We start from the raw sequence: 12068 nt of genomic DNA, 5'->3' as shown, positions 1-12068 counted from the left end.
GACTCGGCTGGAATGAGGGCATGCATCCTTTGTGGGATGTCGACGTTTATGATTACCAACCGGCTTTGCCGCCAGGGAACAGTAGTATGAGCGAACACGCGATCGAGTTCTTGCGGGGATGGATCGGCGAAAAGGTCCACTGCCAGCATTCCCAGGCCAAGCTTGAGAAGCAGGCGGAGACTCTCGCCAGGGAATGCGCCGCCAAGGCGGCGGAGGTGGGCATACCGCTTGAAGACATCCAGGAAGAAGTCGGCGACATTCAGGAACTGATTGCCTCCAGGCTCGAGGAAGCCGCAGAGGCCGACGAAAATCGGCAGGCCTCCATCAAGGCCGCGGAATAGCCAGAGGATCCTGGCTAAAGGCGGGCCCTTTTGGCCCGCGTTCTGGTCTTAGCCGACCTTCTCTTTCAGCCCGAACGTTTCTTTGAGCCACGTCTTCGGCAGAGCCGGGACGAAATTGCCATCGCGCCCTATCATGTCGTCATTGGCCACCAAGGCATTGAGGATCGCTTCTTCAACGCTCTGGATTACCGCGTCGAAAAACGGATCGATGTCGGCGTCGGGAATGAATGCGGCATTGGCGATACGGCCTGCAGGTGCGAGTGCCGCGCCGGGATTGGCCGTCGTGAAGGCGAGAAAGATATCGCCGGAGCTGTGATACCCGAAGCCGCCTGTCATCGCGACGCCGAGTGGCACGCGACGGGCCAGCCGCTTCATCTGATGCGGCAGGAAAGGCGCGTCGGTGGCTATTACGGCGATGATCGAGCCCTTCTCGGCGCGTGGCGTGCCTTCGCGGATCGCCGGCTCGGCAAGATCGGGCCCGGCCCGCAGGCCACGAATGGTGAAATTCTGCCGTTTGCCGAAATTCGACTGCACGAAGGCGCCGACCGTGAGGGTCTGGTCCTGCCATGGGACGATGCGCGACGCCGTCCCGGAGCCCGCCTTGAAGCCGAAGGTGATCATGCCGGTGCCACCGCCGACGCTGCCTTCATCGATCGGCCCGCTGGTCGCCCCGTCGAGGGCTTCTGCGACATGGTCGAAGGTCAAATGGTGGCCGTTAATGTCGTTGAGGAAGCCATCATAGGTCTCGGCCGCCACCGGCAGGCCCCATGCGCTGTCGAGCGCCTCTGGCAATGCCCGTTGCATCCAGCGCAGCGTGCCATCGCGTGAGACACCGCAGGAATGGGTGTTGGTGATGGTGACGGGAAAGTTGAAAGCCCCGGTCTCCTCGATCATGTGCGAGCCGGTGAGTTCACCATTGCCGTTCTGGCTGAAGACGCCGGCGAACACCGGCGTTGCTAGGTCGGCGCGGGGCCTGGGCAGAATCGCCGTCACGCCGGTGCGCACCGGACCCGTGCCCACGACGAGCGGACCATCGCCCGAAATCAACGTCGAGTAACCCACCAAGACGCCTGGCACGTCGGTGATCGCATTGCATGGACCGGGCTTGCCATCGAAGCCGATGCCATAGCTTCGTGCACGCGGTTTGCCCGACGGCGTTGTCAAATGCTGCTTGTTGCCGGTCATGGTCTCAAAACAGCGATCCCTGGGTGCCCGGCTCTCTCGCCTTGACTTGCCTGACAGCCGGTTTCGGCCGCGCCGCGCCGCTGGTCGCCACCGCATCGGCGGTGCCGTCGGCGAACTCGAGCGACAGCGCCATTCCCGACGTCACCTCTGCCGCTTGTTTGATTACTGCCCCGTCGGCACCCTTCACCAGGGCGAAGCCGCGCGCCAGGACCGCCTTGTGCGACAATGTCGCCATCAGCCTGTCAGCCTGGGCAACGCGCACGCGCGAACGTTCCAGCCTCAGCACCACCGCTTGCGTGCCGCGTCTCGTCAAAGCCGCCAGCAGGTCCCGCTGCACGCGTTGCCGCCGTGCCGTCGGCTCAATCGTGATGCGTCCTTCCAGCAAGGCCAGTTGCTGCCGGTGCCGGCGCAGCGACGCTTTGGCACATTTGGGCAGCTGGTCAGCCGCACGATTGAACTCCGCCCTCCGGGTTCGCGCCAATGCGCGCAACGCTCCTTGCGCGCGCAGCAGATTGCGCTCGTTGGTGCGCCGCGCCTCGGCGATCCGCTGCGACAGCATGGTCGGTGTTAGCTTGATGGCATAGAACCGTGCCCGCTTCCGTTCGGTGGAAACGGTCAAGCCTCGGCTGAGCCGGCTTGCCGCTTCATCGAGGCGCCGGCGCGGCAACGCCAGCAATTGATCGGGCGAGGGGAGGGCGCGGGCCGCCGCGCGAGCCGCCTGCCGCTTGCGCTCGAAATTCCGCAACACCGCTGCCTTGAGCCGCGCGCCGAGACTGGCGAGCGTGGCCTCGAGATCGGCCCTTACCGGCACCGCGATTTCGGCGGCCCCCGTCGGTGTCGGCGCTCGCACATCGGCTGCGAGATCGATCAGCGTCCAGTCCGTCTCGTGCCCCACTGCCGAGATAACCGGAATGCCGGAGGCCGCGACGGCGCGCGCCAACGCCTCGTCGTTGAAGCCCCACAGATCCTCGAGGCTGCCGCCGCCGCGCGCTACGATCAGCACGTCGGGGCGCCGAATAGGGCTGTCCCATTTCAGTGCGTTAAAACCTGTAACGGCATTGGTCACTTCCACGCCCGACGTCTCGCCCTGCACGCGCACCGGCCAGACCAGCACATGCAATGGAAAACGGTCCTTGATGCGATGGATGATGTCGCGGATCACGGATCCCGTCGGCGAAGTGACGACGCCGATGACGCACGGCATGAATGGCAGCTTGCGCTTGCGGCCGGCATCGAAAAGCCCATCTGCCTGCAGCCGCCGCTTACGCTCTTCCAGCAGCGCCATCAGCGCGCCGGCGCCGGCGGGCTCCAGATTGTCGATGACGATCTGGTAGTTAGACTTTCCCGGATAGGTGGTGAGCTTGCCGGTCGCGATCACCTCCATCCCTTCCTCGGGGCGGAATTTCAGCCGGCTCATCGTGCCCTTCCACACCACGGCGTCGAGCCGGGCGCGGTCGTCCTTCAGCGCGAAATAGGCATGGCCGGAAGAATGCTGTCCGCGATAACCCGAAATCTCGCCGCGCACTCGCACATTGCCGAAAACATCCTCGACCGTGCGCTTGAGGGCGCCGGAGATCTCGCTCACCGTATACTCGGCGGCGTTGGTGCGTGATTCGGTTGCTGCTTGGCTCATGCTGCGATTGGCGCGCTCATGCCGGCTTGCGTCAAGACCTATGCCCGTGGACAAGCCTTACGCTTGCCGTCGGGCTGAGCGCCGGTGACGCCGGCGCGGCGCTCTACCAACCGGGCAAAATCTGGTGCGGCTTCGTGCGCTTCATCTTGGAAAAGGCCAGGGCGGCGAAGTCGAAGCTTCCAGCCTCCTCGCTCATGGGTACGGAAATATTGTCGAGGCTTTCCGAAATATGACGGGCAAGCGCATCGACGATTTCCGGCCGCGAAGTCTGGCCGCGCATGATGCCGATGCGGCAATCCGGCAGGGTGCCAAAGCCGTCGGCTTCGCCCAGCACCCGCATGCCGGGCCTGAGCGCGCATTCCGGCAGCACCGAGATCGCCAGGCCCGACAGCACCGCGGCGGTGATGACGGTGGCCGAAAAACTGGTGAACAGGATGCGGTAGTCTCGGTTCTGCTGGTCAAGCACGTCCACGGCGGCGCGCCGCCAGATGCAGTTCGGCCGGCCAAAGGCCATCGGCAGCGTCGGCTGTTCATGCGTCGCATGGTTGGCCGAGGTCACCCAAAGCAGCGGCTCGCGCCGCACCACTTCCGACTGGCCGCGCGTATCATTGTGCGTCACCAGCGCCAGATCGAGATTGCCGCGCTTGATATGTTCGACCAGCCCAGGTGTCGGTTCGCAGACAACGGTCAGCTCGACCCGCGGATTGGAGCGCGTGAAGCGCGCCATGATCTCCGGCAGGAAACGGTCGGCATAGTCATCAGGCGTGCCGATGCGGATCGTGCCTTCGAGCCGCCGGTCGTCGAAGGCTGCCAGCGTCTCACGGTTGAGGTAGAGCAGTCGCCGCGCGTAGGACAGCAGCTTGTCGCCTTCCTCGGTCAGCCGGTTGATGCGCCCGTCCTTCTGGAACAGCGGCTTGCCGATCCGCTCCTCCAGCCGACGCATCTGCATCGATACCGCCGACTGCGTGCGATGCACCTCCTCGGCCGCCCGGGTGAAGCTGCCCGTATCCGCGATCGTGATGAAGGTCTGCAGTTGATCGAGATCCAGCGGCGATTGCATCGACATGATCCATCATTGATGTTGATGTCTAGGATTAGAAACATTCGTTGGATTAATCAATTGCGGGATGGCAAATTCCTGCCATCCACATGATGGCGTGTGTATCGAGACCGGAACGGCCGCTTTCTCCAGCGCCGGTCGCCGGGTCTTGTCCGACTAAAGCCTGAAGGAGACCGACATGGCCACGTTTGATTTCGCCACCCAGACCTCGCGCATCAGCTCGCATCCGGCTGTTGCGGTGCGCGTGGCAAACACGGTCTTCAACATCTACCGTGCGTGGAAAAACCGCCGTGCGTTCTATCGGCTTGGCGAGATGTCGGATGCCGAACTCGCCGATATCGGTCTGACGCGTGGCGATCTTCATGTCGCCGTCGACGTGCCTTTCGGCCGTGATCCGACGGTTGTCCTGAGGCAAATCGCCAGCGACCGTGTGGAGACGATCCAGGACATCGCCCGCAGGGTCGCCTGATCGCGCAATTCCGGTCACGTGACTCTTCTCGAGGGCACGACCGACCGACCGTTATGCAGGCACCCCACACTCCCTGCCGGTTCCCCGCCGGCCGCCTGCATCCTGCCCGGTCCTCCAAGGACCGGGCTTTTCTTTTCGGTTCCCCAGACCGCCCTCGATTGGCCGGCTAGCGCTTGTCGCGCGTGAACTGATCGAAGAGCGTCTCCACGCCCTTCATATAGTCGTCGCGCTGCTGGGCGCCGGTCTCGAACATCTCTCCGAAAAGAGCGTCGAAGGGATTTGAGGGCTTGTCACTCGGACTGCTTTGCGGCTGGGACGCCGACGACGGCTCAGACTGCGCGTCAGACATGCCGAAGCCGCCCCCCGGCCTCAGCATATCGTCGAAAAACTTGCCCAGCGGATTGTCGCCATAGGGGCTTTGCGTCTGTTGAGGCTGCGCCGGCTGTGTCGCGCCGCCGAACATGTCCTGTAGAACCTTGCCGAAGGGATTGTCCCCGTAGGGGTTCTGCGTCTGCCGCGGCGGGCTTGACGATTGTGCGCCGCCGCCGAACATGTCTTGCAAAACCCTCCCAAACGGATTGTCCATCGGGTTCTGCGGTGCCTGTTGCTGTTGCGCAGTTTGCAGGCCGCCTTGCCGCATCATCTGCCCGATGATCTCGCCAAGCGGATTGCCGCCGCCGGCAAAGCCGCCGGTGGATTGCATTTGACTTGTCGTCTGCTTGAACAGCCCGCCCATGACCATCGAGGCGATGGCCGGCAGCATTTGCTGCAGGATCTGCTGGCTGACCCCGCTCGCCTGCGCCGCCTGGCTGGCCACGGCGCGCGACAGATCTTTTGAGCCGAACAAATGCCCTAGAATCCCATTGCCCTCGTCTATGCCTTGCGGGGAGAAGGCGCGGGCCGCGTCGTCAAAATACTTGGCGTGCTGTCCGCTCGCCATCGCAGTCATGAAAGCGCCAAGGCCATAGGGATCGGCGGTATTGCGTTGCAACCCTTGCGAGAAGGCCGGCAGCAGCGCCGCCACGGCAGCCTGAGTCTGCTGCATTGAAAGCCCATACTGCTCGGCCAGGGCCTGCAGGCCATTGCCGTTCTGGGCCTGCGCCAGCATATCGAACAAGGAAGGCATTGGTCTCTCCTCCGGAAATCCTCCTCGGAGAAGCTAATGCATGTCGCCCGAAAGTCACATCGGTTTTGGCAGAACGACGTATCGATCAAAGACCGGCGCGAGGTTAATAGGCGTATTCCATGAACACCGGCTCGATCGAGCCGCCCCAGCGCGTATGATAGGCCGAGAGCATCTCCTCGGCGCTTGTGGTGCCCCGCGCGACGACTTCGTCAAGTGTGTTGAGGAACGAGGTCTCATCATAGCCGTCACGGTTTTTGCGGCCACGGTTTTTCAGTCCCATGCGCGAGATCGCCATCACCTCCCGCGCGATTTCGCGTAGCGTGGTGTTGCGGAAGGGCGCCGAGATCCCCTGTTCCGGCACCGCATTGCGCATTGCCAGCACTTCGTCATAGGTCCAGCTCGAGGTCAGCGCCTCGGCGGCGTCGAGCGCCGCCTCGTCATAGAGCAGCCCGACCCAGAAGGCCGGCAGCGCGCAGATGCGACGCCATGGTCCGCCGTCGGCGCCGCGCATTTCAAGGAAGCGCTTCAATCGCACGTCCGGGAACAGCGTCGACAGATGGTTCGCCCAGTCACCGATCGTCGCCATCCCGTCGGGCACCTCATTGCGGGCGGCGCCGGCCATGAACTGGCGGAAGGTGATATGCGTCATGTCGTGATAGCGCCCGTCGCGGATAATGAAATACATCGGCACGTCGAGCGCCCATTCGACATAGTCCGCGAAACCGAATTCGGGCGAAAAACAGAATTCCAGCAAGCCCGACCGCTGGTTGTCGGTGTCGCGCCAAATGTCTCCGCGCCAGCTTTGCAGACCGTTCGGCCGGCTCTCGGTGAAAGGCGAGTTGGCGAACAGCGCCGTCGACAGCGGCTGCAGCTTCAGCGACACCTGCATCTTGCGGCGCATGTCGGATTCGCTTTCGAAATCGAGATTCACCTGGATCGTGCAGGTGCGGTACATCATGTCGAGGCCCTTGGTGCCGACCTTCGGCATGTAGCGCGTCATGATCTCATAGCGCGACTTCGGCATTTTCGGCGTCTCGGCCAGCGACCATTTCGGGCTGCCGCCGAGACCGAGGAAGCGGATGCCCATCGGTTCGGCGATCTCACGCACCTGCGCCAGATGGGCATTGCCCTCGCGGCATGTCTGGTGGATGGTCTCCAGCGGCGCGCCGGACAATTCGAATTGGCCGCCGGGCTCAAGCGAAATCGCGCCCTGGCCGGTTGGCTCGACCAGCCCGATGATGCGGCCGTCATCGATGATCGGATCCCAGCCGAGCTTCTGCTGCATGCCTTCGAGGATGGCGCGGATGCCGCGCTCGCCACCATAGGGGACAGGCGCGTTGCCATCGACGTAGAACGGGAATTTCTCGTGCTCGGTGCCGATGCGCCATTTGTCGCGCGGCTTGTTGCCTTCGGCGAGGTGTTCGACGAGTTCGTCGACGCTTTCGATCGGCCGGAAATCGGTTGTGTCGCGCGCCATGGTTCAGCCCTCAGAGGCGGTCGGGCGACCGCCGGGGGTAAATGGACGAAATGTCAGCAGCCGATCAAGCGAAAAATCCTGAGCCAGAGGTCAACAGGAATTGAAGGCCATGATCCGGACGAGCTCTTCAGCCGATCAAGGCTCACCAATCGCCTATCGTCGCCTGTATAAGCGCCAGAGCGGCTACCGCGGCTGTATCTGCGCGCAGAATGCGCGGCCCGAGCGGAATGGCGGTCACAAAGGGCAGCGTGCGCAGAACTTTACGTTCATCGTCGGAGAAGCCTCCCTCCGGCCCGACCAGCAGCGCCAGCCGACTTTCTTCCACAGCCCGCAAGGCAGATAGGGGATTGTCGCTCGAGGCGTCCTCGTCGCAGAAGATCAGCCGCCGTTCCCTGTCCCAGTTGCCCAGCAGCCGTTCGAATTTTTCCGCCTCGCGCACATCCGGAACCGCCAGGATGCCGCATTGCTCGGCGGCTTCCACGACATTGGCGCGCAAGCGGTCGATCGAAGGCTTGGCGACCTGCGTGTGCTGCGTGATGACGGGTTGGAGGATGCCGGCGCCCATCTCGACCGCCTTCTGCACGAGATAATCCAGCCGGCCCTGCTTCAGCGGCGCGAAGCAGTAGATCAGATCGGCCCGTGAAGGCTGCGGGCGCTGCGAGGCCAGCACTTTCAACCGCACGGACCTTTTTGTCTTCGCTGCTATGGTGGCTGACCACTCGCCGTCTCGCCCGTTGAAGACAAGGATTTCGGCGCCTTCGGCCAGCCGCAGCACATGCAGGAGATAATGGCTCTGCTGCTGACCGGCTTCGAACTCCGCGTTCGGCGCGAGATCGTCCGGCACGAACAGGCGTTGCATCTTGTAATTGGCGCGCATTGCCGAGGAATGAGCGAGGCTATGGCTGGCGTCAAGCCTGGAGGGACGGATGCCAAACGGGTTGAAAGCCGTGCCGCAGGACAGCAAGCGTCGTAGCAGGCGTCAGCAACGAAATTCCGTGGCCATCGAGTCGGCCCATGTCGACCGGTGGACCATATCCGGCAAAAGACCAGGGCCGGGCCTTGCCCGCACGCAGGGCAAAGGCGTTGCCGCCAGCCGCAAACATGACTCCGTCCGGTAAACCGGCGAGCTCCTCCATGGTTAGCGCCGGTGGCTTGCCGCCGGAAGCCAGTCGCTCCTTGTGCAACCGCTTGTCGACTTGCGGCACACGCGGCTCGGCAATGCCGAAGGCTTCACCGAAACGACAAACGAAATCGCTGGCCCGGTCGCGCCGGCAGAAGAAGCAGGGGCGATGCCCCGCCGCCAGCGCCGTGACCTCGTCCAGGAAGAACAGCTCGGTCCAGCCTGCCTTGCCGTCGGGTTGGTCATAGCTCTTCCGGTTGCGACCCATCGGCTCGCGCCGCACGCTGCGGAAGGCGCACACACAGATGATCCACGCTATCAGCGTCCAGCGTTTCCGCAACAGCGTCTTCGTCTCGGGATCATGGATGATGCCGCGATTTCCGGTGAACAAGCCTCGCTCGGGCACGGCATGGATGACGCCGAACGGATCGACACGGTTCCGCAGTGGCATAGCTGTCTCCAGAATAGGCGTCTTGGCTGCAACGCGACCAGCATGATAACGATCGCCGCAGCTTTTTCATGTCAGCAGGGTTTCGAGATGCGGGTGCTGGTGGTCCAGAACTACGACAATACCGGTCTTGGCCAAGTCGGCACGGCGCTGGCGGAAGCGGGCGCCGACCTCGATCTGCGCCTGCCATACAAGGGCGATAAACTGCCGGAGGACGCGGCGGGTCACGATGCCATGATCGTGCTGGGTGGCGGCCAGAATGCCCTGGCCGACGACGACTATCCCTATTTCCCGTCCCTTCTCGAACTGACCCGCGATTTCGCTGAAAAGGATCGGGCCGTGCTCGGAATCTGCCTGGGCAGCCAGCTTGTTGCCCGTGCTTTCGGCGGCGAGAACCGCATCGGCGGCGCCAATGAATTCGGCTGGCAGGGCGTGACGCTGATGGCGGATGCGAAGACCGATCCGGTTCTGGCTGATCTGCCGGAAAAATTCCCGATCTTCCAATGGCACGACGATACCTTCGTGCTGCCTGATAACGCCGTGCGGCTTGCCGGCAACGATGTCGCCGAGAACCAGGCGTTTCGCATCGGTCGGGCCGTTTACGGCTTCCAGTTCCATTTCGAGGCTGACAGCCCGATGGTGAAGGACTGGAGCGCCTCCTTTGCCACGACCATCGCCGAGCGCCATCCGTACTGGGCCGGCAATCTCGATGTCGAGATGGCCCGCAACGGGCCGGAAGCCGATGCTGCCGGCCTGGCCATTGCACGCGCCTGGGTAGCCACGATCTGATCCGTCCGACGCCGGTTGGTAATGCGTGACATAATTGGCACGCGGCGGCGAAACCCCTTGGGACAGCTGCTTTGAACTTGGCTTGTGTCCGCAGCCTGGCCTAGAAGGCGCACGCTCTACGCAACGGTGATGAACCGGTTGTGTGACCCGAGCGACACACCGCCGAAACAGAATATGCCTAGAAGCGCGAAACCGCCGAAACTTTGAAGCGAATTCTCTGTTTCAACGCATTCGTAACCGTCTGATGCACAGATGCAGAAGGCTCAAACAAGAGATGAATTCCGTGAAAGCAGCGCTTCTGTCCTTCGCCATGCTGTCCGCCATCGTGCTGTGCGGTCTGGGCATCTATGCCGCCGACGCGGCCAACAACCATAATGCCGTCGACGGATACGGCGTCACCGCCTCGCTGCGCTGAAATCCGGAAGTCCTTCGTGCCTTCCGGCGCGAGACGATCAGGATTACATCGCCTTCACTGTCATTGTCAGGATGCGCTTGTCCGACCCGTCGACGACGAGCGCGCTCAGCATGCCTGATTGCCAGGCAAGCGTGTCGACGTTGACGCGGTTGGGCAGCACCTGTGCCTCGGGCACGGGCGTATGGCCATGCACCACGATCTTCGGATAGAGGCCCGTGTGATCGTGGAAGACGTCGCGTATCCAGATCAGATCCTGCGGACTTTGCTTGTCCAGTGCCGTGCCGGGCTTGATGCCCGCGTGGCAAAAGAAGAAGTCGCCTAGCGACACGGAAAAATTTAGCGACCGCAGAAAGTCGACATGGCTCTGCGGTACGGCATTGACCAAAGCCGCGTGCGCTCTTCGAAACAGGGTCTCGGCCTTGCCGAACCAGGCATTGGGTCCTTCGTTGAACGGCACGCCATAGGACTGCGCCGTCTGCACGCCCCCAAAGCGCATGAAAAGCCCATCGGGATCGGGCGCTCTCAGAAAATCGAGAAAGCCCACATCGTGATTGCCGGCGAGCATCAGATGGCGGGGGTCGCGCTGCCGTGCTTCGATGAGAAAATCGATGACGCCTTTGGAATCGGGGCCGCGGTCGACATAATCTCCAAGATGGATGACGCGCCAGTCTTCCGGCGGGTCGCGTTCGATTTCATCCCGGATTCTGCCATGCATGGCGGCCAACAGATCGAGCCTGCCATGTACGTCACCAATTGCGTAGAGGCGCATGCCGGCCGGGCCACGTGCGTCGAGAAAGTGGATGCCTGGGGATACCAATGCTTGCGTCTTCTCCATGCTCGGGCCGTCGACATTAACGTCGGAGTTGGTCCTTGCCCATGTCGGTGACCAGCCGCTTTCCGCACAGTGCCAGCGTTATGTCCATCTCCTTTCGGATGATTTCCAACGCCTTGGTAACCCCTTCCTTGCCCAGCGCGCCCAAGCCGTAAAGAAAGGGCCGCCCGATATAGGTGCCCTTGGCGCCCAGGCACAGTGCTTTCAGCACGTCCTGGCCCGAACGGATGCCGCCATCCATATGCACTTCGATTGTGTCGCCGACCGCATCGGCGATCTCCTCCAGCGCCATGATCGATGACGACGCGCCATCGAGCTGGCGCCCGCCATGGTTGGAGACGATGATCGCCTCGGCGCCGGTCTCGGCGGCCATCAGCGCGTCTTCCCTGTCGAGGATCCCTTTCAGGATCAGCTTGCCGCCCCAGCGCTCCCTGATCCAGTCGATATCCTTCCATGAAAGATGCTGATCGAACTGCTCCTTCGTCCACGAAGCCAGGGTGGCCATATCGGCTACACCCTTTGCATGGCCGACAATGTTGCGGAACGTCCGCCGTTTCGTTCCCGCCATGGCGGCGCACCAGCGCGGGCGGATCGCCATGTCGAGAATGTTGGGCAGTGTCAGCCTGGGTGGCGCCGAAAGCCCGTTGCGGATGTCCTTATGGCGCTGGCCAAGGATCTGCAGGTCGAGCGTCAGCACGAGAGCCGAGCATTTCGCAGCTTTAGCCCTGTCGATCAGGTCGAGCACGAACCCCTTGTCGCGCAGGACGTAGAGCTGGAACCAGAACGGCTTGGTGGTTGCTGACGCGACATCCTCGATCGAGCATATGCTCATGGTCGACAGTGTGAACGGCACTCCGAATTCCTCGGCCGCCTGCGCTGCAAGCATCTCGCCATCGGCGTGCTGCATGCCGGTCATGCCGGTTGGCGCCAAGGCCACCGGCATCGAGACTTTCTCCCCGATCATCGTGGATTCCAGCGAGCGATTGTCCATGTCGACCAGCACGCGCTGGCGAAACTTGATCTTCTGGAAGTCTTCCTCGTTGGCCCGATAGGTGCCCTCGGTCCAGGAGCCGGAATCGGCGTAGTCGAAGAACATCTTGGGCACACGACGGCGGGCCAGATCCTTGAGGTCGGCGATGGTGAGAATGTCGCTCATGGTGTTCCCGTTCGAGT

The 12068-nt window shown here is 62.7% G+C and carries 13 protein-coding genes; 4 read left to right on the top strand and 9 right to left on the bottom strand.

The features are described 5' to 3' along the window. Window positions 1–86: 86 nt before the first annotated feature. Window positions 87–341, top strand: a complete 255-nt coding sequence (locus LB513_RS01650; RefSeq protein WP_224661704.1) for a hypothetical protein — start codon at window positions 87–89, stop codon at window positions 339–341. A 48-nt stretch (window positions 342–389) separates the two neighbouring features. On the opposite strand, the gene LB513_RS01645 is transcribed toward LB513_RS01650, so the two are convergent. From LB513_RS01645 to LB513_RS01635, 3 genes are all read right to left on the bottom strand, one after another. Then, window positions 390–1526 carry a P1 family peptidase gene (locus LB513_RS01645; protein ID WP_224661703.1) on the bottom strand — a complete coding sequence of 379 codons (1137 nt, stop codon included), beginning with the start codon at window positions 1524–1526 and terminating at the stop codon, window positions 390–392. Between the two features lie 4 nt (window positions 1527–1530). Next, a complete protein-coding gene (gene xseA, locus LB513_RS01640; protein ID WP_224661702.1) occupies window positions 1531–3159 on the bottom strand; it encodes an exodeoxyribonuclease VII large subunit in 1629 nt (542 codons plus the stop codon). Between the two features lie 103 nt (window positions 3160–3262). Beyond that, complete coding sequence (locus tag LB513_RS01635) at window positions 3263–4219, bottom strand: LysR substrate-binding domain-containing protein (protein ID WP_224661701.1); 957 nt, start codon at window positions 4217–4219, stop codon at window positions 3263–3265. A 178-nt stretch (window positions 4220–4397) separates the two neighbouring features. Between LB513_RS01635 and LB513_RS01630 the strand changes: the two genes are divergently transcribed. After that, window positions 4398–4688 (top strand): DUF1127 domain-containing protein, encoded by a 291-nt coding sequence (locus LB513_RS01630; RefSeq protein WP_224661700.1) that lies wholly within the window; start codon window positions 4398–4400, stop codon window positions 4686–4688. A 166-nt stretch (window positions 4689–4854) separates the two neighbouring features. Here LB513_RS01630 and LB513_RS01625 read toward each other — a convergent pair whose 3' ends face one another. From LB513_RS01625 to LB513_RS01610, 4 genes are all read right to left on the bottom strand, one after another. Further along, window positions 4855–5814 carry a DUF937 domain-containing protein gene (locus LB513_RS01625; protein WP_224661699.1) on the bottom strand — a complete coding sequence of 320 codons (960 nt, stop codon included), beginning with the start codon at window positions 5812–5814 and terminating at the stop codon, window positions 4855–4857. A gap of 103 nt (window positions 5815–5917) precedes the next feature. Next, entirely contained in the window at window positions 5918–7291 is a 1374-nt protein-coding gene (locus tag LB513_RS01620) for a glutamate--cysteine ligase (RefSeq protein ID WP_224661698.1), read from the bottom strand. 142 nt (window positions 7292–7433) lie between these two features. Next, window positions 7434–8168: a 16S rRNA (uracil(1498)-N(3))-methyltransferase gene (locus LB513_RS01615; protein WP_224661697.1), complete on the bottom strand. Its 735-nt coding sequence runs from the start codon at window positions 8166–8168 to the stop codon at window positions 7434–7436. Between the two features lie 31 nt (window positions 8169–8199). Further along, window positions 8200–8862 carry a hypothetical protein gene (locus LB513_RS01610; protein WP_224661696.1) on the bottom strand — a complete coding sequence of 221 codons (663 nt, stop codon included), beginning with the start codon at window positions 8860–8862 and terminating at the stop codon, window positions 8200–8202. Window positions 8863–8949: 87 nt separating this feature from the next. On the opposite strand from LB513_RS01610, the gene LB513_RS01605 reads away from it, so the two are divergent. Then, a complete protein-coding gene (locus LB513_RS01605; protein ID WP_224661926.1) occupies window positions 8950–9648 on the top strand; it encodes a type 1 glutamine amidotransferase in 699 nt (232 codons plus the stop codon). A gap of 283 nt (window positions 9649–9931) precedes the next feature. Continuing rightward, complete coding sequence (locus tag LB513_RS25145; protein ID WP_013893872.1) at window positions 9932–10063, top strand: hypothetical protein; 132 nt, start codon at window positions 9932–9934, stop codon at window positions 10061–10063. Window positions 10064–10106: 43 nt separating this feature from the next. Here LB513_RS25145 and LB513_RS01600 read toward each other — a convergent pair whose 3' ends face one another. Beyond that, the gene (locus LB513_RS01600; protein ID WP_224661925.1) at window positions 10107–10880 is read right to left on the bottom strand and encodes a metallophosphoesterase; all 774 of its coding nucleotides are present in this window, start codon (window positions 10878–10880) and stop codon (window positions 10107–10109) included. A gap of 34 nt (window positions 10881–10914) precedes the next feature. After that, window positions 10915–12051 (bottom strand): alpha-hydroxy acid oxidase, encoded by a 1137-nt coding sequence (locus tag LB513_RS01595; RefSeq protein ID WP_224661695.1) that lies wholly within the window; start codon window positions 12049–12051, stop codon window positions 10915–10917. Between the last annotated feature and the right edge of the window lie 17 nt (window positions 12052–12068).

It is taken from the genome of Mesorhizobium sp. ES1-1, assembly GCF_020164785.1.
In the GTDB taxonomy this organism is placed as follows: Bacteria; Pseudomonadota; Alphaproteobacteria; order Rhizobiales; family Rhizobiaceae; genus Mesorhizobium.
The sequence above is the reverse complement of the archived record's forward strand: the minus strand, read 5'-3'. Positions and strand labels throughout refer to the sequence as shown.

Bases quoted from the DNA above. Each gene is read 5' to 3' on its own strand.
- LB513_RS01650 (WP_224661704.1), top strand. From the start codon at position 87: ATGAGCGAACACGCGATCGAGTTCTTGCGGGGATGGATCGGCGAAAAG.
- LB513_RS01645 (WP_224661703.1), bottom strand. From the start codon at position 1,526: ATGACCGGCAACAAGCAGCATTTGACAACGCCGTCGGGCAAACCGCGT.
- xseA (WP_224661702.1), bottom strand. From the start codon at position 3,159: ATGAGCCAAGCAGCAACCGAATCACGCACCAACGCCGCCGAGTATACG.
- LB513_RS01635 (WP_224661701.1), bottom strand. From the start codon at position 4,219: ATGCAATCGCCGCTGGATCTCGATCAACTGCAGACCTTCATCACGATC.
- LB513_RS01630 (WP_224661700.1), top strand. From the start codon at position 4,398: ATGGCCACGTTTGATTTCGCCACCCAGACCTCGCGCATCAGCTCGCAT.
- LB513_RS01625 (WP_224661699.1), bottom strand. From the start codon at position 5,814: ATGCCTTCCTTGTTCGATATGCTGGCGCAGGCCCAGAACGGCAATGGC.
- LB513_RS01620 (WP_224661698.1), bottom strand. From the start codon at position 7,291: ATGGCGCGCGACACAACCGATTTCCGGCCGATCGAAAGCGTCGACGAA.
- LB513_RS01615 (WP_224661697.1), bottom strand. From the start codon at position 8,168: ATGCGCGCCAATTACAAGATGCAACGCCTGTTCGTGCCGGACGATCTC.
- LB513_RS01610 (WP_224661696.1), bottom strand. From the start codon at position 8,862: ATGCCACTGCGGAACCGTGTCGATCCGTTCGGCGTCATCCATGCCGTG.
- LB513_RS01605 (WP_224661926.1), top strand. From the start codon at position 8,950: ATGCGGGTGCTGGTGGTCCAGAACTACGACAATACCGGTCTTGGCCAA.
- LB513_RS01595 (WP_224661695.1), bottom strand. From the start codon at position 12,051: ATGAGCGACATTCTCACCATCGCCGACCTCAAGGATCTGGCCCGCCGT.